This window comes from Nocardioides pollutisoli, from assembly GCF_040045055.1.
Taxonomy (GTDB): domain Bacteria; phylum Actinomycetota; class Actinomycetes; order Propionibacteriales; family Nocardioidaceae; genus Nocardioides; species Nocardioides tweenelious.
Map to the genome: position 1 here is coordinate 2,534,365 of NZ_JBDZDU010000001.1, position 23,516 is coordinate 2,557,880.

At 70.3% G+C, this 23,516-nt stretch carries 19 protein-coding genes; all 19 read left to right on the forward strand.

Going from position 1 to position 23,516, the window contains the following annotated elements; translation table 11 throughout:
* Nucleotides 1-105 precede the first annotated feature (105 nt).
* The 19 genes from ABLE68_RS12400 to ABLE68_RS12490 all read left to right on the forward strand — a co-directional run bounded on the left by ABLE68_RS12400 (nucleotide 106) and on the right by ABLE68_RS12490 (nucleotide 23,461).
* Nucleotides 106-1,572, forward strand: coding sequence for a hypothetical protein (locus tag ABLE68_RS12400; RefSeq protein WP_348871687.1), 1,467 nt, complete (start codon nucleotides 106-108; stop codon nucleotides 1,570-1,572).
* Nucleotides 1,573-1,622: 50 nt separating this feature from the next.
* Nucleotides 1,623-2,741, forward strand: a complete 1,119-nt coding sequence (locus tag ABLE68_RS12405) for a substrate-binding domain-containing protein (protein WP_348871688.1) — start codon at nucleotides 1,623-1,625, stop codon at nucleotides 2,739-2,741.
* Nucleotides 2,742-2,978: 237 nt separating this feature from the next.
* Nucleotides 2,979-5,039, forward strand: a complete 2,061-nt coding sequence (locus ABLE68_RS12410; protein ID WP_348871690.1) for a hypothetical protein — start codon at nucleotides 2,979-2,981, stop codon at nucleotides 5,037-5,039.
* Complete coding sequence (locus tag ABLE68_RS12415; RefSeq protein ID WP_348871691.1) at nucleotides 5,036-5,986, forward strand: sortase; 951 nt, start codon at nucleotides 5,036-5,038, stop codon at nucleotides 5,984-5,986. The genes ABLE68_RS12410 and ABLE68_RS12415 overlap by 4 nt, the downstream gene beginning before the upstream one ends.
* Nucleotides 5,987-5,997: 11 nt before the next feature.
* Nucleotides 5,998-6,828 (forward strand): phosphate ABC transporter ATP-binding protein PstB, encoded by an 831-nt coding sequence (gene pstB, locus ABLE68_RS12420; RefSeq protein ID WP_348871692.1) that lies wholly within the window; start codon nucleotides 5,998-6,000, stop codon nucleotides 6,826-6,828.
* 67 nt (nucleotides 6,829-6,895) lie between these two features.
* On the forward strand, nucleotides 6,896-7,909 hold the full coding sequence (gene pstC, locus ABLE68_RS12425) for a phosphate ABC transporter permease subunit PstC (protein WP_348871693.1): 1,014 nt from the start codon (nucleotides 6,896-6,898) through the stop codon (nucleotides 7,907-7,909).
* A gap of 82 nt (nucleotides 7,910-7,991) precedes the next feature.
* Entirely contained in the window at nucleotides 7,992-9,101 is a 1,110-nt protein-coding gene (gene pstA, locus ABLE68_RS12430; RefSeq protein ID WP_348871695.1) for a phosphate ABC transporter permease PstA, read from the forward strand.
* Nucleotides 9,098-10,702, forward strand: coding sequence for a phosphate ABC transporter substrate-binding protein PstS (locus ABLE68_RS12435; RefSeq protein WP_348871696.1), 1,605 nt, complete (start codon nucleotides 9,098-9,100; stop codon nucleotides 10,700-10,702). The genes pstA (ABLE68_RS12430) and ABLE68_RS12435 overlap by 4 nt, the downstream gene beginning before the upstream one ends.
* Nucleotides 10,703-10,742: 40 nt before the next feature.
* Nucleotides 10,743-11,252, forward strand: coding sequence for a VanZ family protein (locus tag ABLE68_RS12440; RefSeq protein WP_348871699.1), 510 nt, complete (start codon nucleotides 10,743-10,745; stop codon nucleotides 11,250-11,252).
* A complete protein-coding gene (locus ABLE68_RS12445; RefSeq protein ID WP_348871700.1) occupies nucleotides 11,249-11,647 on the forward strand; it encodes a VOC family protein in 399 nt (132 codons plus the stop codon). The genes ABLE68_RS12440 and ABLE68_RS12445 overlap by 4 nt, the downstream gene beginning before the upstream one ends.
* Nucleotides 11,648-11,702: 55 nt before the next feature.
* Nucleotides 11,703-12,449, forward strand: coding sequence for a siderophore-interacting protein (locus ABLE68_RS12450; protein ID WP_348871701.1), 747 nt, complete (start codon nucleotides 11,703-11,705; stop codon nucleotides 12,447-12,449).
* 222 nt (nucleotides 12,450-12,671) lie between these two features.
* Nucleotides 12,672-13,682 carry a phosphate ABC transporter permease subunit PstC gene (gene pstC, locus ABLE68_RS12455; RefSeq protein ID WP_348871703.1) on the forward strand — a complete coding sequence of 337 codons (1,011 nt, stop codon included), beginning with the start codon at nucleotides 12,672-12,674 and terminating at the stop codon, nucleotides 13,680-13,682.
* Nucleotides 13,682-14,899 (forward strand): phosphate ABC transporter permease PstA, encoded by a 1,218-nt coding sequence (gene pstA, locus ABLE68_RS12460; RefSeq protein ID WP_348871704.1) that lies wholly within the window; start codon nucleotides 13,682-13,684, stop codon nucleotides 14,897-14,899. Before pstC (ABLE68_RS12455) ends, pstA (ABLE68_RS12460) begins: the two co-directional genes overlap by 1 nt.
* Nucleotides 14,896-16,536: a substrate-binding domain-containing protein gene (locus tag ABLE68_RS12465; protein WP_348871705.1), complete on the forward strand. Its 1,641-nt coding sequence runs from the start codon at nucleotides 14,896-14,898 to the stop codon at nucleotides 16,534-16,536. Before pstA (ABLE68_RS12460) ends, ABLE68_RS12465 begins: the two co-directional genes overlap by 4 nt.
* Nucleotides 16,533-19,115: a hypothetical protein gene (locus tag ABLE68_RS12470; protein WP_348871707.1), complete on the forward strand. Its 2,583-nt coding sequence runs from the start codon at nucleotides 16,533-16,535 to the stop codon at nucleotides 19,113-19,115. The genes ABLE68_RS12465 and ABLE68_RS12470 overlap by 4 nt, the downstream gene beginning before the upstream one ends.
* Entirely contained in the window at nucleotides 19,112-20,116 is a 1,005-nt protein-coding gene (locus ABLE68_RS12475) for a sortase (protein ID WP_348871708.1), read from the forward strand. Before ABLE68_RS12470 ends, ABLE68_RS12475 begins: the two co-directional genes overlap by 4 nt.
* A gap of 114 nt (nucleotides 20,117-20,230) precedes the next feature.
* Complete coding sequence (locus tag ABLE68_RS12480; protein WP_348871710.1) at nucleotides 20,231-21,742, forward strand: Ig-like domain repeat protein; 1,512 nt, start codon at nucleotides 20,231-20,233, stop codon at nucleotides 21,740-21,742.
* A 92-nt stretch (nucleotides 21,743-21,834) separates the two neighbouring features.
* Nucleotides 21,835-22,662, forward strand: coding sequence for a phosphate ABC transporter ATP-binding protein (locus ABLE68_RS12485; protein ID WP_348871712.1), 828 nt, complete (start codon nucleotides 21,835-21,837; stop codon nucleotides 22,660-22,662).
* Between the two features lie 34 nt (nucleotides 22,663-22,696).
* Nucleotides 22,697-23,461, forward strand: a complete 765-nt coding sequence (locus ABLE68_RS12490; RefSeq protein ID WP_348871714.1) for a lytic murein transglycosylase — start codon at nucleotides 22,697-22,699, stop codon at nucleotides 23,459-23,461.
* Nucleotides 23,462-23,516 lie beyond the last annotated feature (55 nt).

Sequence of the window (23,516 nt, forward strand, 5' to 3'; positions counted from 1 at the left end):
AACACATTATTTCGACCAATCCAGTGCACTTACTGGATTTCACTCGGGTGAAGCTCTCCCATCGCGACTGCGGTCGCCTGTCTCCTTAGTCGAAGTGAGGTCCTCATGCGCAAACCCCTGCGCATCCTCGGCGGTGTCGTGGCGGTCTCTCTCGCCGCGGCCGCCGTCCCCCTGCTGGCGTCCTCCGATGCGCAGGCGGTGAAGTTCACCGGCGGCAACCTGGTCGTCTACCGCGTCGGTGACGGGTCCGGTGCCCTCACCAACGCCGCCGCGCCCGTCTACCTCGACGAGTACACCGCGGCCGGCACCAAGGTCTCGACGGTGGCGCTGCCGACCGCCGCCAAGGCCGGCAACCAGCCGCTGACGTCGGCGGGCCAGTCCCGCTCCGAGGGCCTGATCGCCAACTCGGCCGACGGTGGCCTGGTCACGCTGACCGGCTACGCAGCCACCCCGGGCACCACCGGTCCTGGCGGGATCTCGCTGACCGGCTCCGACCCGTCCTCGGTGGGCCGCGTCGTCGGCATCGTCGACGTCGACGGCACCATCGACACCAGCACCGTCCTGACCGGTGCGAACGCCCCGAAGATCGTGCGCTCGGCCGTCACCAACGGCAAGCGGATCTGGGCGGCCGGCGGCAACGGCGGCGTCCTCTCCACCGCGATCGGCTCCGGCACGGTGACCACCACCGCCGGCACCGCGGACAGCAACATCAACTCCCTCACCATCCAGGGCGGCCAGCTCTTCGCGAGCGGCATCCTCACCAACCGCCTCGCGGCGGTCGGCACGGGGACGCCCGCCGGCTCGGCGACCCTGACCGACCTCGCGGGCCTGCCGGACAACCTCCTGACCTACGGCTACGCCTTCCTCGACCTGACCTCGGCGAGCTACGCCGGCACGGGTCTCGACACGCTGTACGTCGCCAACTCCTCCGAGCGCGGCGGCACGGTCGACAAGTACCGCTTCAGCGGCTCGACCTGGACCAGCAGCGGCTACGTCGACGTCGACGGGGCGACCGGCCTGGTGGCCGACGTCAAGGGCGGCAAGGTCAGCCTCGCGGTGACCACGCCGACCCAGCTGCTCGCGCTGTCCGACTCGAACGGCGCCGCGGCGACGTTCGACCCGTCCGACATCGACGTGCTCGCCACGGCGCCGTCCAACACCGAGTTCCGGGGCGTGGCACTCGCCCCGACCGGCCAGTTCGGCGTCCCCGACGGTGCGCTGAGCGCCGGCAAGTACGCCTGGACCGACAAGCGGGTCACCACGACCGGCACCTGGAAGAAGTACGCGTTCGCCAAGGCGCCCGGCAAGAAGGGCCTCACGAGCAAGAAGAAGGGCTCGACCGCGACGGCGACCGTCGTGGGCGGCCAGCTCCTGATCACCTTCAGCACCTCGCCCACCGGCGGCAAGGCCCAGGTCGTGGTCGACGGCAAGAAGAAGACGGTGGACACCAAGGCCAAGAAGGCCGGCACGGTCGTCGAGAAGTTCGCCCTCGGTGGCGACGACGCCCACACCGTCTCCGTGAAGGTGCTCGGCGCGACCAGCGTCTCCCTCGGCCTCCTGCAGGTGAAGTGATGAGCGCCGCCACGACCCCGTCCGCCCGTACCCCTCGCAAAGGAAACCGGATGAACCGACGCCTCGCCTCCGCCATCGCGGTGGTCGGCCTCACCTCGACGCTGGCGATCGCCGGAGCCGGAGTGGCAACCGCTGACCCGGTCCCCGGGTCGCCCGGCACTCCGCCTCCGGGCAAGACCGCCGCGCAGATCTACAGCACCGTCGGTGCCGACGCGTTCGCCGAGCTGACCAACAACCTGACGCTCAAGTACAACGCGCAGACCCCGGCGCCGGACCACACGCTCGCGTCGTACGACGCGATCAACCCGGACACGGGTGCGGCCGGCGAGAACATCACCACCAAGCCGGGCTGCTCGGTCGCTCGACCGAACGGCGCGAACGCCGGCATCACGGCGATCACGCTCAACCAGAAGAGCACGGTCGACCCGTCGCAGTACTGCATCGACTGGGTGCGCTCGAGCCGGGCGAAGGGCACGGCGGCCTCCGAGGCCAACCTGACCTTCTACGCCCAGAGCCGTGACGCGGTCAGCTACGCCGTGATCGGCAACGCCTACGCGCCGACCACGCCGCTGACGGCGGCTCAGCTCAAGGACATCTTCGAGTGCACCACGCAGGACTGGAGCGAGGTGGGCGGCCAGGCCGGCCCCATCCACGTCTACCTGCCACCGGCCTCGGCCGCGACGCTGACGTTCTTCCTGCAGGCGATCGGCACGACGCTCAACAACGTCAACGCCGGCTGCGCCGGGCTGCCGACGGTCTTCTCCCAGCAGCAGAACGACGGTCGCACGCTCAACGGTGACCCGCAGGGCATCGCGCCGTACGCCGTCACGAAGTGGGCCGCGCAGGTCAACGAGCCGGTCGGCATCAAGGACTACCGGGGCGGTACGCACATCGGCCTGGTCAACACCACGACTCCGCCGGTCACCACCAAGGTGCTCAACGGCGTCTCCTACGAGGTGCTCAACCCGGACTTCACGACCGGCGCGAGCGCGGCCTTCGGGCGGATCTTCTTCAACACCGTGCGCAACGACGCGCCGGACAGCCTGAAGGCGATCTTCAAGGACACCGGCTACCTGTGCGCGAACGCCGACCAGCTGCTCATCCCGTTCGGCAACACGCCGCTCGGCAATGACCACACGGCGTCCCGCTACTGCGGACAGGCCAGCTAGCCGAGCACGACCACGACCGTCGGGTGGTGGCGGCGCGACGTCGCCACCACCCGACGACTCGACAGAGAACGACAACTGGAGCAGAAGAACATGCGGATTGGGTGCATCCGAATCGTGGCCGCGGCGGCGTTGCTCGCCGCGGTAGTGACACCGCTGGCCGCCTCGGCGGCACCGGCGCCGAGAGTGGACTCCGACGCGGTCACCGTGCCGGCGCCGGGAGCAGGCGACGGTGCGACCGTGACGGTCAGCAAGACGCAGGACCTGGTCAACCAGACCGTCCTGGTCAGCTGGGCCGGCTTCAAGCCGAGCTCGTCGGACCGGCTCCAGAACTCCGGCGACTCCCTCGACGTCAACACCGAGAACCCGGTGCGCGTCTACGAGTGCCGCGGCGCCGACCCGGAGAGCTCCAGCGACTGCTACGGGTCCCCGGGCTTCCGAGGCACCGACGCCACCGAGGAGTCGGAGGCGATCCCGGCGGTTCCGGCGTTCACCTACCCCGGCCAGACCGACCCCTACAACGCCACGCCCGACGGCCCGGCCAACTGGCAGGACAACGTCACCAGCTCCGACGGCACCGGCCAGGTCGCGATCCAGGTCTTCACGAAGCGCGAGTCCGCCGGCCTCGGCTGTGACGCCACCGCGCCGTGCTCGATCGTCGTGGTCCCCAACTACGGCCGGCCGCAGGGTGCGACCGAGGACCTGATGGACGCCCCGTGGGCGTGGGACCGGCGCACCGTCGTACCCCTCGACTTCCTGCCTGTCGACGACGCCTGCCCGCTGACGGGCGACTCGCTCCGCGTCGAGGGCAGCCCCGTCGCGGCCGAGGCTCTCGCCAGCTGGCGCAGCCGCACCTGCACCCTCGACGACGACCCGGTCATCGTCGACTACACCGCCATCGGTGAGCCGCAGACCCGCTCCGACGTCGCCTCGGGCACGTCCGACGTCGGCCTGGTCATCGACCCGCTCGACGCCGACGCAGCCGCCGGCCGCGGGGTCGTCTACGCGCCGCTGTCGGTGACCGGCCTGGTGGTCGCGTTCCAGATCGACGACGCCAACGGCAAGCCCGTCCAGGACATGCGGTTGAACCCCCGCCTGATCGCCAAGCTGATCACCGGCTCCTACCGCTCGGGCGGCAACCCGGCGGTCATCAACAACCCGGTCAACCTCTTCCGCGACCCGGAGTTCAAGGAGCTCAACCCGGGCGTCGCCTGGCCGGGCGGCGCCCCGGGCAACCACCCGCTGATCCTCGGCGACCTGTCGGACACGACGCTCGCCCTGACGACCTGGCTGAAGTCCGACAAGGACGCTCGCGACTTCATCGCCGGCAAGCCGGACCCGTGGGGGATGACCGTCAACGCCAACTACAAGGACGTCAGCCTGCCGTTCTCGTCGTTCCCGCTGCTCGACCAGCTGATGTCGGAGACCTACGCACCGGTCCAGGAGCTCGACGCCCTGTCCCGCCAGGTCTCGCTCGCGCAGTTCCCGGGCGCGCTGGTGACCGAGGAGGGCGGCGTCAACATCACCACGAAGCCGCCGCGGCAGAACCCCGGACGACGTGAGGTCATCGGCATCATCGACGCGGCTGCCGCTGCCAGGTTCCAGCTGCCGACCGCCGCGATCGAGAACGCCGCAGGGAAGTTCGTGAAGCCCACGACGGCCTCGATGACCGCCGGCATCGCCCACGGCAAGGTCGGCGCCGACGGTGTCACGCGCTCGGTCGACTTCACGGACAAGTTCCCGTCGACGTACCCGCTCTCGCTGCTGATCTCGGGTGCCTTCTCCACGATGGCCCCCAAGGACGAGCGAGCCGAGATGGCCGACTTCCTCTCGTACGTCGGGAAGGACGGCCAGGTCCCTGGTGACCAGGTCGGTCTGCTCCCCGAAGGACACGCCCCTCTCAGTCCTGCCCTCGTCAAGCAGGTCACCGCTGCCCGCACCGCCGTCCTCGCGGGTTACACCGCTCCGGACGACGGTGGCGACGGCGACGGTGGCGACGGCGACGGCACGGACCCCCCAGACCCGTCGGGTGCACCCCCCGGCGGAGGGAGCGGAGCCCCGCCGGTCACGGCGGGGCCCGCTCCCGGCACCCCCGATCCCTCGGGGGCGAGCCTGGTCGACCCGCCGACGAAGGCCGGCGACCTCGGTCCGACGATGCTGTCGGTGGGCGAGCAGAGCGCCGGTGACCGGATGATGATGCTGCCCCTCCTCGGGGTCCTGGCGCTGCTCGCCCTGCTGGCCGGCCCGGTGCTGCTGTGGCTGAGTCGCTCGGGTCGGGGGCCGCAGTGGCTGCGGAGGTGACCGAGAAGGTCGAGACCGGTCCCGAGGAGCCGACTCCGGTGGCGGTCCAGAAGAAGGGCCGGAAGCGGACCACGAAGGCCGAGAAGGCGCCGAAGCAGGCCCGGGAGAAGGGTCCGAAGGGCGCGCGCGAGCCGCGGGAGCTGACGTTGGCCACGGTGATCGCCTACGGGCTGATCATGGTGACCGGGCTGATCCTGGCCTTCGGTGCCTACCTCTTCGTCGGATCCGGGCTCGCGGCCAACCGCACCCAGGACGTGCGCTACACCGAGCTCAAGAAGACCCTGGCCGAGGCCACGGCCCCGGTCGCGGGGGTGATCCCGCCCGGGACCGCCCTCGGCGTGGTCGCGATCCCACGGCTCGGCCTCGAGCAGGTCTTCGTCGAGGGCAGTGCCTCGGAGCAGACCATCGGCGGTCCCGGCCTCAAGTCCGACTCGGTCCTGCCGGGACAGGCCGGGCTCTCGGTGCTGGTGGGTCGTCGTGCCGCGTTCGGTGCGCCGTTCCGTCACCTCGACCAGCTGCGGACCGGCGACCGGATCCTGGTCACCACCGGCCAGGGTCAGTTCACCTACGTCGTCGACCTGGTCCGCACCTCCGACGAGGCCTCGCAGATCGAGTCGGTCCCGGCCCGCCTGACGCTGGTGACCTCGGACCCGCCGATCACCCCGAACCGCAGCCTGCAGGTGACCGCGCAGCTCAAGGGCGACCCGCAGCCGGCCTCGACCGGCCAGACGGCGAGCCCCGACGAGCAGCCGGGCTCCGGTAGTAGCGGGCGCGGCATCGCGCTGCTGCTCTGGGCGCAGCTGTTGCTGCTGGTCACCGCGCTCGCCACCTGGGCCGCGCTGAAGTTCCAGGTCCGTGCCGTGTGGATCGGCGCCGTCCCCGTCCTCCTGGCGATTCTCTGGAACGTCTTCGAGAACCTCGCCGTCCTGCTCCCGAACACGCTCTGAAAGGCCAGTCGATGACCATCACCGACGAGACCCTCACCATCCCGGCCGCGCCGACGACCCTTCCGGCGGCGCTGGTGGCCGAGCACATCGGCGCCTGGTTCGGCGACCACCAGGTCCTCGACGACGTCAACCTGACCATGGCGGCCGGCGAGGTCACGGCCCTGATCGGGCCCTCCGGCTGCGGCAAGTCGACCTTCCTGCGCATCCTCAACCGGATGCACGAGCTGGTGCCGGGCGCGAGCCTCGCCGGCCAGGTCCTGCTCGACGGTCAGGACATCTACGACACGTCGCTGCGGCCGATCGAGAGCCGCCGCCGGATCGGGATGGTCTTCCAGAAGGCCAACCCGTTCCCGACCATGTCCGTCTACGACAACGTGCTCGCCGGCCTCAAGCTGACCGGCCGCAGCACCGGCCGCAAGAAGGGCGGTGCGGACGACCTGGTCGAGCGCAGCCTGCGCAGCGCCGGCCTGTGGGAGGAGGTGAAGACCCGGCTCGGTACGCCGGGCTCCTCGCTCTCGGGCGGTCAGCAGCAGCGGCTCTGCATCGCCCGCGCCCTCGCCGTACGCCCCGACGTGCTGCTCATGGACGAGCCCTGCTCGGCCCTCGACCCGACCTCGACGCGTCGCGTCGAGGAGACCATCCGCGCGATCGCCGGCGAGGTCACGGTCGTGATCGTCACGCACAACATGCAGCAGGCCCACCGGGTCTCCGACAAGTGCGCGTTCTTCCTCGCTGCCGAGGGCCAGCCCGGCCACATCGTCGAGCAGGGGCCGACCACCGAGATCTTCGAGAACCCGCGCGACCAGCGCACCAACGACTACGTCAACGGACGATTCGGATGATCACCCCAGGAAATCCTGCGCTTCCCCCGCTGCGCTCCTCCAGCCCACGATTCCCCGGGGACCCCGAATGACGGCCACGATGGCGGCGCCGGTCGCGCCGCGTTCTCCCGACGTCGACAGCCGCGGGCGTCGTGTCCTGGCGACCCGGCCCACGGCGTCCGACCGCACCTTCGTGGTCGCGGCCCGGTCGGCCGCGGTCTCCACGCTGGTCGTGATGGGCCTGATCGGCCTGTTCCTGCTCATCGGCGCCTGGCCCGCCCTCCACCAGCAGGGGTGGAGCTTCTTCACCGAGCGGCAGTGGTTGCCCGAGGCCGGGACCTTCGGCGTCGCGTCGCTGCTCTGGGGCACCCTGCTGGTCGGGCTCTTCGCGCTCGTCGTCGCGGTGCCGATCGGGTTCGGCGCCGCGTTGTTCATCAGCGAGTACGCCCCGCGCTCGATCAAGGGTTCGCTGATCACGCTGGTCGACCTGATGGCGGCGGTCCCGTCGATCATCTACGCGATGTGGGCGCTGTTCTTCCTGCAGGCGCACCTGCTGACCGTCGCGCAGTGGATCTCGGTGCACTTCGGCGGTTGGCTGCCGTTCCTGCGCGTCAACACCCCCGACTCGCCCTCGTCGTACACCTCCTCGGCGTTCATCGCCGGCATCGCGGTCGGTGTCGTCGTGATGCCGACCGTCACCTCGATCATGCGCGAGGTCTTCTCGCAGGCGCCGATCGGCGAGCGCGAGGGCGCGATCGCCCTGGGCGCCACCCGCTGGGGGATGATCAAGACCGTCGTGCTGCCCTTCGGCCGCGCCGGCATCGTCGGCGGCATCATGCTCGGCCTCGGCCGGGCTCTCGGCGAGACGATCGTGGTGTACGCCGTGATCTCGCCGATGTTCGAGTTCACGACCCACCCGCTGCAGAGCGGCACCAACACCATCGCCTCGCACATCGCGTCGCGCTACTCCGAGTCCAGCGGCGTCGCGCTGTCCGGTCTCCTCGGTGCCGGTCTCGTGCTCTTCCTGTTCACGCTGGTGATCAACACCCTCGCCGGCATCGTGGTGAGCCGCTCGCGCTCCGGCTCTGCGACGGAGATCTGACATGGCGACGACAACAGCTCCTCCTACGACTTCTCCCACCAGGACTCCGGCACCGGTGCAGCAGCGCGTCCGGGTAGGCGGCGTGTCGCCCGAGCTCGTGCTCCACGTCGCCTCGGCGGCCTTCGGCGCGCTGGCCCTGGTCTGGCTGATGTACCAGCGGCTCCTGCCGATCTCCGGCACGATCGGCTTCTGGCTCAGCTGGTACTTCGTCTTCCTGATCCTGCTGGCCGCCGTCAGCGCGACGTCGCTCGACCGGATGGCCGTGATCGACCGCTTGGTCGGTGCGCTCGTGACGTCGGCGGGCGTGGTGATGATCGCCTGCCTGGTCGGCATCGTGGTCTTCACGGTGGTCCGCGGCATCGACGCGCTGACGCACTGGAACTTCTACACGCAGACGACGGCGTACATCGGCCCGGAGGCGCCGCTCGACCAGGGTGGCATCCTCGCCGCGATCGTCGGCACCCTCGAGCAGGTCGCCATCTCGGTCCTCCTGAGCGTCCCGCTCGGCATCGCCACCGCGGTCTACCTCAGCGAGGTCCGCGGCAAGCTCGCCAAGATCGTCCGGACCGTCGTCGAGGCGATGAGCGCGGTGCCGACGATCGTCGCCGGCCTGTTCATCTACTCGATGCTGATCCTGCAGTTCGGCCAGGAGCGCAGCGGTCTCGCGGCCTCCATGGCGCTGAGCATCAGCATGATCCCGGTCGTCGTCACCACCGCCGAGGTCGTGCTCCGGCTGGTCCCCAACGGGCTGCGCGAGGCGTCGCTCGCCCTGGGCACGACGCAGTGGCAGACCGTACGCCGCGTCGTCCTGCCGACCGCCCGGTCCGGCCTGGTCACCGCCGTGCTGCTCGGCGTCGCGCGGGTCATCGGTGAGACCTCGCCGGTGCTGCTGGTCGCGGGCTCGACCGCCGAGATGAACGCCGACCCGACCCACGGCCCCCAGGTCTCCCTGCCGCTCTTCGTGTTCAACCAGATGCGGCTGCCTCTCGACCAGGCCATCTCCCGGGCCTTCGGTGCCGCGGTCGTGCTGCTCGTGCTCGTCGTCGTCGCCTTCGCCCTCGCCCGGATCGCGGGAGGCAAGGCGCCCGGCCAGATGAGCCGCCGTCAGCAGCGCCGCATCGCCATCACCGCCGGGCTCGCGCCCGCACCCAACGCCATCAACGTTCGCTCGCTCGAAGGAGACATCTCGTGAAGCGCATCCTGGCCGCCGCCCTGACTGCTGGGGCGATGCTGGTCCCGGTGCCGGCCCAGGCGGCAGACAGCTACGTTCCGATCTCGGGCGCGGGCTCGACCTGGAGCCAGGTCGCGATCGACGCGTGGCGTGCCGACGTCCGTGCCAGCGGCGTGGTCGTCAACTTCGCCGGCACCGGCTCGACCGACGGTCGCTCGCAGTTCATCCAGGGCACCGTCGACTTCGCCAACACCGAGATCCCGTTCCAGAACCCGCCCGAGCCGGGCCAGCAGGCCGAGACGCCGTCGCGCGACTACGCCTACCTGCCGGTCGTCGCCGGCGGTACGTCGTTCATGTACAACCTGACCGTCGGCGGCCAGCGGGTCCGTGACCTCCGGCTGTCGGGCACGACGCTGGCCAAGATCTTCACCGGCGCGATCACCCGGTGGAGCGACCCGGCCATCAAGGCGGACTACGGCAAGGCGCTGCCCGACATCCCGATCATCCCGGTGGTCCGCTCCGACGGCGCCGGCGCCTCGGCCCAGTTCGCGCTCTACATGCGCAGCCAGGCCAACTCGATCTACTGCCCCTTCATCCGCGACAAGCTGCACCTGGGCGGCAGCGACTGCCCGAGCGTCTCGTTCTACCCGTCGTTCGGGAACTCCAAGGCGCAGGTCGGCTCCAACGGTGTGGCCAACTACGTGTCCGCGTCGTACGGCGCGGGCTCGATCGGCTACGTCGAGTACGCCTACGCCAAGCGGATCGACTTCCCGGTCGTCAGTCTGCTCAACAAGGCGGGCTACTACACGCAGCCGACCGCCGGCAACGTGGCGGTCGCTCTCACGGGCGCCGAGGTGAACCCGAAGACGCTGACGCAGGACCTCGAGGGGACCTACACGAACAAGGACCCGCGGACCTACCCGATGTCGAGCTACAGCTACATGGTCATCCCGACCTCGACGGACCAGCCGTTCAACGCCGACAAGGGCAAGACGCTCTCGACCTTCATCAACTACTTCCTGTGCGCCGGCCAGCAGAAGGCCGACATCCTCGGCTACTCGCCACTGCCCAAGAACCTGGTGGAGGCAGGCTTCGACCAGGTGAAGCGGATCCCGGGCGCCGTCGCGTCGCCGCCCATCTCGCAGTGCAACAACCCGGCGCTCAACATCCTGCAGTCCGCTCCGCAGCCGCCCGCGTGCATGCAGGTCGGCAAGACCTGTGACGGCACGACCGGCACCGGCGGCGCGGGTGGCACCGGTGGCACGGGTGGCACCGGCGGCACCGGTGGCACGGGTGGCACCGGCGGAACGGGTGGCACCGGCGGGACCGGCACGACCGGTGGCACCGGAGGCGGTGGTGCCGGTGGCAATGCGCCAGGCGCGGTCGATCCGCTCACCGGAGCGTCCACCGGGGGAGCGGTCGATCCCGCGACCGGAGCCGTCACGGCGTCCGCGACCCCGATCACGCTGACGGGTGGCCGGTCCGGCCAGGCGAAGGCCGCCGCGTGGGTGGCTGCCATCGCGCTGGCGCTGACCGTGATGGTGCCGCCGTTCCTGATCCGTCGGAACTCACGCAAGAGCGTCGCGCGGGGCGGTACCGGAGGACGGCCGGTCGGCACCTGAGAGGGAGGCGTGCCCTGCGGGGGCCTCGTAGCGTCGGTGTGTGATCACGACCTTCCTGATCGAGCACCCGTGGTTGTCGCCGACCGCACTCGCCCTTCTCGCCATCCTCGGTCCGGTCGTGGGACGGCGGGTGGTCGACCGGCCAGGCACGGCCTGGCTGCTCACCGGTCTCGCGACGCTCCCGGTGGTGGTGCTGACGATGCTCCCGACCGACCGGACGGCGTTCGAGCGGTGCGAGGTCGCGTGGATGTTGCCGACGGTCGGCCGCGTCGAGCTGGCGGCCAACGTCGTGCTCTTCGTGGCGCCGGCGCTCTTCGCTGCTGTCGCGACGCGTCGTCCCGGGCGGGTGCTGGTGGCCGCGAGCGCAGGGAGCGCGCTGATCGAGGCGGCGCAGGCGATGCTCCCGGAGATCGGACGATCCTGCTCGACCAACGACTGGCTCTCCAACACGATCGGTGTCGCCATCGGCGTACTCCTGGGGGTGCTCGCGCTCCGGCTCGCCGGTCAGGGGTTGAGGCCAGGCGCACCGACGGTGAGAGTGTCCGCATGACGGCCTTCATCTCGCACACGACGATCGACTGCAGCAACGCCTACGAGCTCTCCGAGTGGTGGAAGCCGGTGCTGGGGTACGTCGACCTCGAGGGCGACCCCAACCTGCCGGGCCACGAGGAGTGCATGATCCGCGACCCCGAGACCGGCCACCGGCTGCTGTTCATCGAGGTCCCGGACAGCAAGTCGGCCAAGAACCGGCTGCACCTCGACCTGCGACCGCGTGCGGCGACCCGCGACGAGGAGGTGGTGACCCTGATCGCGCACGGCGCGACCCAGGTCGCCGACCACCGGGGGATCCACGGCCCCGGCTCCGGCTGGGTGACCCTCGCGGATCCCGAGGGCAACGAGTTCTGCGTGCTGCGCTCGGAGGAAGAGCTGGCGACATCGAGTTAGGGTCGCCTAAGTAGGGTTCAGGGGTCTCGACAAGCTCGACCAACGAAGGAACGTCATGCCTGGAACCACCGACCTCGTCGTCACGTCCACCGAGCGCCGCACCCCCACCCTGGTGCGCGTGCGCTTCCGGTCCGACGACCTCGGTGCCTTCGCCGAGAGCGTCTTCACCGACCGCTACGTCAAGCTGGTCATCCCGACCGCCGACGGTGACGTCGTGCGCACCTACACGGCCGTCGAGCCCGACGTCGAGGCCGGCACCCTGGCCATCGACTTCGTGGTCCACGGTGACGACGGCTTCGCCGGCCCGTGGGCCGCGCGCGCCGAGCCGGGCGACCTGCTGACCGTGCGCGGCCCGGGCGGCGCCTACGCCCCCGACCCCGCGGCCGACTGGCACCTGTTCGCCGGCGACGAGTCGGCGATCCCGGCGATCGGCGCTGCCGTGGCCGCGCTGCCAGCGGGCGCGACGGCGTACGTCGTCCTCGAGGTCGCGGGTCCCGACCACCACGTCGAGCTGCCCTCGGCCGCCGACGTCGAGGTCGTCTGGCTCCACCGGGGTGCCGACGCGCCCCTGGTCGAGGCCGTCCGGGCACTGCCCTGGCGTGAGGGGCGGGTGCACGCGTTCGTGCACGGCGAGGCCGAGGCCGTCATGCACGGCATCCGGCCCTACCTGCTCGGCGACCGGAGTCTTCCTCGGGAGGACGTCTCGATCTCGGGCTACTGGCGGCTGGGTCGCACCGAGGAGGGCTTCCGCGACTGGAAGGCCGAGCTCGCTGCCCAGGAGTCCGCAGCGAACGGAAGTTGAACCCTCGGCATCGAGGCGTCCGTGGCCCGTCCGGGCCATGAACGGCGGCCGAGCATGACCCGTCTGGGCTACGTCAAACCCGACGGGCCGATGTGTTCGGTCAAGTCGGCGGGGCTGTTCGCCCGTCGTTCACCCTCGTAGAGCCGTTCGTTTCGGTGCTCTCCTGACACTTCTGGCGTTTCACCAGCCCGCTCCACCGAGCGCATCGCCAGAAAGCTCCAGGTGACCACCCTTCCTGTGCAGGACGCGTCCACCGACGTCCGTCCCCGCAAGCTCTCGCGCAAGGCGACGGGAGCGGATGCCGTCTTCGTCCACACCATCCGCGCCGTCGGCGCGACCGTGCTCGTCATCACCGGCGGCGTGGGCCTCTTCCTCGGTCTGCAGGCCTACCCGACGATCAAGCACTACGGCTTCAGCTTCTTCACCGAGGCGACCTGGCAGCCCGAGGCGGACATCCTCGGCATCGCGTCGGTGCTCACCGGCACGGTGATGGTCGCCCTGGTCGCGATGACGATCGCGTTCCCGCTCGCGCTGCTCACCGCCCTCTACATCAGTGAGTACGCACCGGCGTCGATGAAGTCGACCCTGGTCTCGCTGGTCGACCTGATGGCCGCCGTCCCCTCCATCGTCTGGGGTCTCTGGGGCTACTTCCTGGTGATGGAGCACGCGGCGGACTTCGCGGTGTGGCTCGACAAGCACGCCTCGTGGTTCCCGCTCTTCAACGTCCACGACGCCGACCCGAACGCCGCGGTCGTCGACATCTCCCGCTACAGCTTCAGCATGTTCTGCGCCGGCATCGCCGTCGCGATGATGGTGCTGCCGATGTCGTGCGCCGTGATGCGCCAGGTGTTCTCCCAGACGCCGCTGGGGGAGAAGGAGGCAGCGCTCGCGCTCGGCGCCACCAAGTGGGGCATGGTGCGCTCGGTCGTGATCCCCTTCGGCCGCGGCGGCATCATCGGCGGCACGATGCTCGGCCTCGGCCGGGCGCTCGGCGAGACCATCGCCGTGCTGCTGATCCTGTCCCCGTCCTTCGAGGTGAAGGGCCGGGTGCTCGAGATCGGCGGCAACACCGTCTCCGCGCTGATCGCCGGTCGCTTCGGTGACGCGAGCAAGTCGCAGCTCTCCGCACTGCTCGCCGCCGGCTTCGTGCTCTTCATCATCACGCTCCTCGTCAACACGGTCGCCGCGGTGATCGTCAACCGAAGCCGCTCGGGCGCCGGGACGGACGCCTGATGACACTCGCTCCCGACACCGACGCGACCAGCGTCGGTACGACGCACCTGCCGTCCTACGACGACGACGCGGCGCCCGCCGTCCCGCGGGGTTCGCTCGGCCGGCTGACCTCCGACGAGAAGTTCTCCCGGATCGGCACCTGGGCCTCGGGAGCCGGCCTCGCCTGGCTGATCACCCAGCGGCTGCTGCCGCTGCCCGGGCTGCCGTGGTTCCTGGTCATGCTGATCGTCTGCGTGCTGCTGGTGACGACCGTGACCGCGGGCATGTCCGGCGGCCTGGTCGAGGTACGCGACCGGGTCGCCGCCACGATCATCACCGTCGGCGCGGTCGTCGTCTTCTCGGTGCTGGTCAGCGCGGTCGTGTTCGTCGTGCTGCGCGGGTGGCGCCCGCTGATGCACCTGAACTTCTACACCCACGACATGTCGGGCGTCGGTCCCAAGGACCCCTTCGACAAGGGTGGCGTGCTCCACGCGATCGTCGGCTCGCTGATCCAGATCGGGATCGCGGTCGCGATCGCGCTGCCGCTCGGCATCGGCACCGCGATCTTCATGAGCGAGGTCGGCGGCAAGTTCGCCCGCGTCGTCCGCACGGTCGTGGAGGCGATGACCGCACTGCCGTCGATCGTCGCCGGCCTGTTCATCTACACGGTCTTCATCGTGGCGCTGGGCTACCCGCGCTCCGGACTGGCCGCCGCGCTGGCGATCGCCGTGATGATGCTGCCGATCATCGCCCGCGCGGCCGACGTGGTGCTGCGCGTCGTCCCCGGGGGCCTGCGTGAGGCGAGCCTCGCGCTGGGTGCCAGCAGGTGGAAGACGGTCTGGAACGTCGTGCTCCCGACCGCGCGCCCCGGTCTCGCGACCGCCGTGATCCTCGGCATCGCCCGCGGCATCGGCGAGACGAGCCCGGTGCTCCTGACCTCCGGCAACGCCCAGTTCCTGGTCACCAACCCCACCGACGGCGTCATGAACTCACTGCCGCTCTTCATCTACTCCACGGTCCGCTCCGGCGAGCCCAACGCGATCGCCCGGGCGTTCGCCGCGGCCACCGTGCTGCTGGCCATCGTGATGATCCTCTTCGTCACCGCCCGCCTGATCGCCCGCCCGAAGCGCACCAAGACCAGCCGCCGTCGTCGGCCCGCGGTCGACATGGTCCGCGCCGATCCGCTCGTCGAGATGGGCCCCGTCAGCCCTCCCGTCACCTCCGAGGAGAACCCGTGAACCGCCTGATTCGTTCGCTCTTGGCCATCGCCATCGCGATGAGCTTCGTGATCGGGGCGTCCACCTCCGCAGGCGCGACCGTCTACGCCCAGATCGAGGGCACCGGGTCGACCTGGTCCGAGCTGATCGTCCAGCAGTGGATCGCCGACGTCGACGCCAACGGCATGAAGGTCGTCTACACCGGCGGCGGCTCGACCAAGGGTCGCAAGGACTTCTCCCAGGACAGCACCGACTTCGCGATCTCGGAGATCCCCTACCAGGGCACCGACGAGCGCGGCCAGGCCGACACGAGCAACGGCCGGCCGTACGCCTACCTGCCCATCGTCGCGGGCGGTACGGCGTTCACCTACCAGCTCAAGATCGGCAACGACCTGGTCCGCAACCTGCGTCTCTCCGGCGAGACGATCGCGAAGATCTTCACCAACCAGATCACCAACTGGAACGACCCGGCCATCACCAAGGACAACAACGGCCGCAAGTTCCCGTCGCTCGCGATCACGCCGGTCGTCCGGTCGGACGGCTCGGGCACGACCGCGCAGTTCACGACCTGGATGGACCACGAGTACCCGAACATCTGGCGGCCCTACTTCGGGCAGTCGGGCCTCACGTCGTACTACCCGAAGAAGCCCGGCACGCGGATGATCAGCCAGGCCGGCTCCGACCAGGTCATGAACACGATCAAGGGCTTCGCGGGCAACGGCTCCATCGGCTACGTCGAGTACTCCTACCCGGTCAACGCCGACTACCCCGTGGTCAAGGTCGAGAACAAGGCGGGCTACTTCGTCGAGCCGACGCAGTACAACACCGCGGTCGCCCTCACCAAGGCCAAGATCAACCAGGACAAGACGAGCAACCTCTACCTGACCCAGATCCTGGACGGGGTCTACACCAACCCCGACCCGCGGGCCTACCCGATCTCGTCGTACTCCTACATGATCATCCCGACGGGCTCCGACGACCCGCGGATGACGACCGCGAAGCGCCAGACCCTCGCGGACTTCATGTACTACTCGCTCTGCGCGGGTCAGACGAAGGCCGGCCCCTACGGCTACTCGCCGCTGCCGCTCAACCTGGTGCAGGCAGGGTTCTCGCAGCTCGCGAAGCTGAAGCAGGCCGACCCTGCCGTCGACCTCACCGACCGCTCCGTCACGAGCTGCAACAACCCGACGTTCGACGGCAAGAACCTCAACCACAACGTGCTCGCCGACATCGCACCGCAGCCCGCTGCCTGCGACAAGGTCGGCGAGGGCCCGTGCGGCACCGAGACCGGCACCAACCCCAACACGCCTGACGGCGGCGGTGGCACCGGCACCGACGGTGGCACCGGCACCGACGGTGGCGCCGGGACCGGTGGTGGCACCGGTGGTGGTGGCGGAAGCGGCGGCGGAGACGCACCCGGCAACATCGATCCGGAGACCGGCCTGCCGGCCGGCGGCGGCACCGGGACCGACGGCACCACGACCTCCGGCGACGCGATCTACGCGAACCCGACCGAGCTGGTCGCCGACCGGACGATCGACGAGCGCACCTTCGGGTGGCTGGCCGTCCTCGAGCTGCTCGCGCTGGTCCTGGTCCCCGGCTTCTTCGTCGTCGCCCAGCGTCGCCGCCGCTTCGTGAAGGCCGGAGGACGGCCGTGAAGCGCTGCCTCCTCTTCGCCCTGATGTTCTCGGTGCTGGTCGTGCCCGCCGCGGCCGTCGCCCAGCCGGTCGCGGTCGACCACGCCAAGACGGCGCACGCGAAGAACGACGACTCCTGGACCGAGACCAAGAAGATCACCCGCACGTTCGTCCAGCCGGACGGATCGACCTACGCGTTCCCGACCCACACCGTCACGGTCTCCGCCAACAAGACCCAGGACCTGCGGGGCCGCCAGCGGATCAAGATCAGCTGGAAGGGTGCGCAGCCGAGCGGCGGCCGGGCCAGCAACCCCTTCGGAGAGAACGGGCTCAACCAGGAGTACCCGGTCGTCATCATGCAGTGCCGGGGCACGGACGACCCGAGCCTCCCGAAGGCGAAGCAGCTCCAGCCCGACACATGCTTCACCACCTCGGTCGCGGAGCGCTCGCAGATCACCCGCTCCGACGGCGAGGCGGCGTGGACGCACGACGTCGACGCCGACGAGGCCGACAAGGGCCGGGTGTCGGGCATGGACCCGTTCCCGTCCAAGGACGAGTGCCCGACCGCGGACACCGACGGCTACTACACGCACCTGACCCCGTTCGTGGCCGCGAAGGGCACGACGTACCCCGCCTGCGACGCCGACCACATGCCGCCGGAGGCCGCCATCGGCGCCGCCTTCCCGCCGGCCGAGCTGGCGGCGTTCACCGACACGGACGGCACCGGCTCGGTGCAGTTCGAGGTCCGCAGCGACATCGAGAACGAGTCCCTCGGCTGCAACGACAAGGTCGCCTGCACCATCGTCGTGATCCCGATCGCCGGCCTCAGCTGCGACCAGCCGTCGGACCCGATGACCCGCGCCGACCAGGCCTGCCGCAAGGGCGGCCGTTTCACGCCCGGCTCCAGCAACTTCGCGAACGAGGGTGTCGACCAGGCCGTGTCGCCCGCGCTGTGGTGGTCGGCCTCGAACTGGAAGAACCGCTTCTCCATCCCGATCACGTTCGGCCTGCCGCCGGACACGTGCGACATCCTCGACCCGCGCGCGCCCACCGGCTTCTACGGCTCCGAGCTGCTCGCCCAGGCGGCGCTGCAGTGGTCGCCGGCCTACTGCCTGCGCAAGGACCGCTTCAAGTTCCAGCTCAACCAGATGTCCGACGAGGCGGGCTGGAACAACATGGAGTCCGGGATCGGGGTCGCCGCCGAGGTCTCCTCGACCCACCCCCGCCGCGGTGCTGACCCGGTCGGCTACGCACCGACCGCCGTCACCGGCTTCTCGGTCGGCTACCAGATCGACAGGCCCGACAACGCCGGCGAGTACGGCGACCTCCGGCTCAACGCCCGCTTGCTGCTCAAGCTCTTCACGCAGTCGTACGTCGGGTCCGACCTGGGCCGCGGGCACCCCGGCATGGCTGACAACCCGGTCGCGATCATGAACGACCCCGAGTTCATCAAGCTCAACCCCGGCCTGAGCCAGATCAGCCAGGAGGTCGGCGCGACGATCCTCTCGCTCTCCAACTCCTCCGACGTGATCCAGCAGCTCACGGACTACATCACCCAGGACAAGGACGCGATGGCCTTCCTCCACGGGAAGAAGGACCCGTGGGGGATGGTGATCAACCCCGTCTACAAGAACCTCGAGCTGCCGACCGCGCTCTGGCCGCTGCTCGACAGCTACATCCCCAAGACGCAGAGCGACTGCCGCCAGAAGAACCCGTCGATCTACTTCAACGACATCGCCGCCCCGGTGACGACCATGCGCAAGATCGCCGAGGCGCTCCTCGACGCGTGGCCCAACGTGCAGACGCGCTGCGACTTCGATCCCTCGACCGGGCTCTACAAGCTCGGCCGGATCGACCGGCAGTCGTTCGGATCGCGGTTCATGCTCGGCGTCGTCAGCCTCGGGGACTCGGCCCGCTACGGGCTGCGCAACGCGGCGCTCGAGACCAAGCCCGGCACGTTCGTCGAGCCCACGTCGAAGTCGCTGGGCGCCGCCGTCGCGCTGTCGAAGCAGGCCAAGAAGTACCAGCCGTTCGAGCTGGACCAGGCCGACGTCCGCAAGTCCGCGGACGCCTACCCGGGCACCATGGTCGTCTACACGGCAGCGCGGCTCCAGAACCTCGACCAGGAGGACGCCGACAAGGTCGGCCAGTTCATCCGGATCTCGACCACCGAGGGCCAGCGCCCGGGCTCCGGCAACGGTGAGCTGCCCGAGGGCTTCCTGCCGATCGAGAAGAGCGGTCCGACCGCCAAGCTCTACGACTCTGCGCAGGACGTCGCCGCGGCGATCGAAGCCCAGAAGGAGCCGGCGACCGGCCCGACCGACGGGCCCTCCGGTGGCGGCGACGCCGGCGGCGGCAACACCGGCGGTGGCGGGATCACCCCGCCGGGCGTGCCGGACGACACGGAGCCCTCGAGCAGCCCGAGCCCGTCGGCCACGCCGTCGGTCCCACCGGCCGCCGCGCCGATGCCGGCGACGGAGGCCGTCGGCTCCGACCTGGCCGGAGGCCTGCTGCCGCTGCTCATCCTGCTCGGCGCGATCGGCTGCGTCGTCACGGCGGTGTTCCGGGTCGCCGTACCCGTCATCCGGGGACGTCGATGACGACCACCATGGACCCGACCTCCCAGCCTCCGACGGAGCAGCAGCCGCGACGGCGTCGCCGCTCGGGTGGCCAGCAGGAGAAGGCTCCCCGGCCCCCGAGGCCCGCGGGGAAGCCCAGGCCCGCGCGCACGCCGGCTCCGGAGCGGCCGCTCGGCTCGGCCGAGGCCGCGTCGTCGGTGCTGTCGTCGTCCTTCACGATGATCGCGATCGTCTGCCTCTGGATGGCCGCGCAGATGCTCTTCCTCGGCTCGATCTCCCAGCACCGCGCCCAGGACCTGCTCTACGACGAGTTCCGCCACGTCGTCGCGGGCACCCCGGGCATGGAGTCACCGCTCGGCCCGATCGTGCCGGTCGGCGACCCGGTCGCGCTGGTCACGATCCCGAGCATCGGCCTCGAGCAGGTCGTGGTCGAGGGCACCGCCTCCGGCGACACGCTGGTCGGTCCCGGCCACCGTCGCGACACCCCGCTGCCCGGCCAGGCCGGCGTCTCGGTCGTCTACGGCCGGGCGACGACGTACGGCGGGCCGTTCGCGAAGCTGACCGACCTGCAGGCAGGCGACAAGATCCAGGTCGTCAGTGCCCAGGGCACCAAGGTCTTCACGGTCGACGGGGTCCGGCGCGCCGGAGACCCCTTACCGCAGCCGCCAGCCACAGGCGCGGCCCGGCTGACCCTCGTCACGGCGGAGGGCAACGGACGGCTCGGCGCGATCACGCCGGACTCCGTCGTCTACGTCGACGCCGACGCGAAGAAGGGCTTCCCGGCACCGGCCGGCCGCCCCGCGGCGGTTCCCGATTCGGAGAAGGCGATGGCCGCGGACGAGGGGGCACTCCCGCTCCTCGCCCTCTGCCTGGCCCTGCTCCTGGCGCTGACCCTCGGGGTCGTCGCCGCCCGTCAGCGATGGTCGACGGTGCTCGTGTGGGTGGTCGCAACCCCCCTCGTGATCGCACTGTCCTGGGCTTCCACGGATGTGGTGATGCGGCTCCTGCCCAACCTGATCTGACTGTCCGGTCGCCCGCGGGCGGCATCCGCAAGTAGCACCACCGCACCACCCCACACAGGCAGTACCCATCACAGGAAGCGAACCAGGATGTTTGTACGTAAGACCCTCGCAGGCGTGATCGCCGCGACCCTCGCCGGATCCGCGATCGCGCTGTCCGCTGGCGCGGCCCACGCGGCCGACGTCGTGGACCCCGACGACACCACCTTCGTCCCGACCACCGCCGACGTCATCGGCGTCGGCTCCGACACCAGCCAGCACGCGGTCAAGCTCTTCGCCGACGCCGTCAACGCCAGCGGCAAGGCGCCCTTCAAGGTCGCGACGTACGCCGCGACCGGTGGCGGCAACATCCCGCTCCCGAGCAAGGCGATCGCCCGTCCGAACGGCTCGGGTGCCGGCAAGGCGCTCCTGTACGGCGCGGGCAACAACACCGACGTCGACTTCGCCCGCTCGTCCTCGGCGAACAGCACCGCGGAGACCTCGGCCGGCCTGCAGGCCTTCCCGTTCGCCCTCGACACCCTGGTGATGGCGGTCTCGGGCAGCACGCCCTCGCACGCCCCGACCGCCCTGACCGGCGCCCAGATCGTCTCGATCTACAAGGGCGACACCACCGACTGGTCGCAGATCGGTGGCACGGCCGGCGTCATCGCCCCGAAGATCCCGCAGGCGGGCTCCGGCACGCGCAGCTTCTTCGTCGCCCAGCTCAAGGCGCTCAACGGCGGCGTCGACGTCACGCTCGGCAAGAACGTCGCCGAGGTGCAGGAGCACGACGACTCCGCGATCAAGAACGACGCCAACGCGATCGCGCCGTTCTCGAAGGGCCGTGCCGGTCTCCTCGGCACCACCCTGCACCTCGAGACGGGCTTCAGCGCGGACCGCGCCCTCTACAACGTGGTCCGCGGCGCCGACCTGAGCAGCACCTGGGCCCAGGGTCTCTTCGGTGTCGACGGTGCGCTCTGCTCGACCGACGTCCGCCCGCTGATCGAGGCGGCCGGCTTCCAGCAGCTCGCCACCCCGGACAACGGCGGCGTCTGCGGCCAGGCGACGCAGAGCGGCGTCACGAACTTCGCGATCAACCAGCAGATCGTGACCACCACGAGCGTCAAGGCCACCAGCCCCAAGGCCAAGTCGGCGACCATCGTCGCGACCGTCAGCGGCTCGACCTCGCCGTCCGGCACCGTCGACTTCTTCGAGGGTGACACCAAGGTCGCGAGCGCGGTTCCGCTCGTCTCCGGCCAGGCGACCGCCACCCTGACCGGCGTCACCCCCGGTGAGCACACCTACACCGCGGAGTTCGTCCCGGCCTCGGGCACCAAGTTCGACCCGTCGACCGGCGACGCCACCCTCACCGTGAAGACCGGCTCGAAGCTCGCGGAGTCGTTCCCGGCCACGGTCGCCAAGGGCGCCAAGGCCAAGGGCTCCGTGACCGTCACCGCCGACGGCGCCACCGCCACCGGCACCGTGAAGATCATGAAGGGCAGCAAGACCCTCGGCACCGCCAAGCTCAAGAACGGCGTCGCCACGTTCACGCTGAAGCTGTCGAAGGGGAAGAACTCCCTGAAGGCCGTCTACGCCGGCGACGACCAGGTCGCGGGTTCCAGCAAGAGCTTCTCGATCAAGCAGAAGTAGCCCACCGACGCGCGTCGGCCCGTCTCGGGCCGGGCCGGCGCGCGTCGTACCCGCAGCACCCCATCTTCAACGCACGACGAGGAACGAACGACATGAGTGCAGCAATCGACGAGACCACGACGCTCCCGCCGGTCCCGGCCGCTCCGCTTGCCGAGCTCCGGGCGAAGGACATCACGGCGTGGTTCGGTGACCACAAGGTCCTGGACCGGGTCTCGCTGACCATGCCGGCCGGTGGCATCACCGCGCTGATCGGCCCGTCCGGTTGCGGCAAGTCGACGTTCCTCCGGATCCTCAACCGGATGCACGAGCTGGTCCCGTCCGCGCAGCTCGCGGGCGAGGTGCTGCTCGACGGTGAGGACATCTACGACCCCCAGAAGCGGCTGATCGACGCCCGGCGTGCGATCGGCATGGTCTTCCAGAAGCCCAACCCGTTCCCGGCGATGTCGATCCGGGAGAACGTCCTCGCCGGTCTCAAGCTCACCGGCACCAAGGCCTCGCGGTCCGACCGTGAGGAGCTCGTGGAGTCCTGCCTGCGCAAGGGCGGCCTCTGGAACGAGGTCAAGGACCGCCTCGACGCTCCCGGCGGCGGCCTCTCGGGTGGTCAGCAGCAGCGGCTCTGCATCGCGCGCTCCCTGGCGATCAAGCCCCGGGTGCTGCTCATGGACGAGCCCTGCTCCGCCCTCGACCCGACCTCGACCCGGGTCATCGAGGACACCATGAAGGACCTCGCCCGCGAGGTCACGATCGTCATCGTCACCCACAACATGCAGCAGGCCGCCCGGGTCTCCGACACCTGCGCCTTCTTCCTCGCGTCGCAGGGCACGCCCGGCGTGATCGTCGAGCACGGGGACACCGCAGCCATGTTCCAGAGCCCGCAGGACCCCCGCACCAGCGACTACGTCCACGGTCGGTTCGGATGAGGGTCGGCGGCCCTTCGTGGCTTAGCGTTTGCGTGTGCATCGACCGATGAACCCCGGCCGCCTCATCGCGGCGTTCTGCACGGCCCTGGTCCTCGTGACCGGGCTGGGGTACGTCGCGTCGCAGTCCTTCCTCGCGCGTCCGGACATCGTGGTCGGCACCCAGCAGCCGTACGTCGGCGCTGCCGCACCCGCGCCCGCCGCGGCTGCTGACCACCACGGCTCGAAGAAGCGCTCGGGACCGACCACGGTCGACGCCCAGTGGGTGGCCGACACCGCCGCGAAGGCCGGCATCCCCGCGCCCGCCATCCGCGCCTACGCCAACGCCCAGCTCTCCGAGCCCGACGGGTGCGACGTCGGCTGGACCACGCTCGCCGGCATCGGCTGGGTCGAGTCGCAGCACGGCACCATCGGCGGCCGGACCCTCGGCGAGGACGGGCACTCCTCGACGCCGATCCTCGGCCCCGCCCTCAACGGCAAGGGCAAGGTGGCCGCGATCCCCGCGACCCCCGAGACCAGCGCCTGGCACGGCGACCTCCGGTGGGACCACGCGGTCGGCCCGCTCCAGTTCATCCCGTCGACCTGGGAGACCTGGGCGACCGACGGTGACGGCGACGGCACCGCCGACCCGAACGACCTCGACGACGCGGCCGCCGCCGCGGCGCGCTACCTCTGCGCCGACGGCTACGACCTCAGATCGGGCTCCGGCTGGGCGGACGCGATCTTCTCCTACAACCACGCGCAGGCCTACGTCGACTCCGTCTACGCCGCCGCCTCGGCGTACGCCGACCGCACCGGCTGACCGACCGACTGGCCGACCGACTGGGCCGAACGCCTGCCGACGAGGCCGTTCACTT

Coding starts and splice junctions, on each gene's coding strand:
- ABLE68_RS12400 (WP_348871687.1), top strand. CDS start 106: ATGCGCAAACCCCTGCGCATCCTCGGCGGTGTCGTGGCGGTCTCTCTC.
- ABLE68_RS12405 (WP_348871688.1), top strand. CDS start 1,623: ATGAACCGACGCCTCGCCTCCGCCATCGCGGTGGTCGGCCTCACCTCG.
- pstB (WP_348871692.1), top strand. CDS start 5,998: ATGACCATCACCGACGAGACCCTCACCATCCCGGCCGCGCCGACGACC.
- pstC (WP_348871693.1), top strand. CDS start 6,896: ATGACGGCCACGATGGCGGCGCCGGTCGCGCCGCGTTCTCCCGACGTC.
- ABLE68_RS12445 (WP_348871700.1), top strand. CDS start 11,249: ATGACGGCCTTCATCTCGCACACGACGATCGACTGCAGCAACGCCTAC.
- ABLE68_RS12450 (WP_348871701.1), top strand. CDS start 11,703: ATGCCTGGAACCACCGACCTCGTCGTCACGTCCACCGAGCGCCGCACC.
- pstA (WP_348871704.1), top strand. CDS start 13,682: ATGACACTCGCTCCCGACACCGACGCGACCAGCGTCGGTACGACGCAC.
- ABLE68_RS12475 (WP_348871708.1), top strand. CDS start 19,112: ATGACGACCACCATGGACCCGACCTCCCAGCCTCCGACGGAGCAGCAG.
- ABLE68_RS12485 (WP_348871712.1), top strand. CDS start 21,835: ATGAGTGCAGCAATCGACGAGACCACGACGCTCCCGCCGGTCCCGGCC.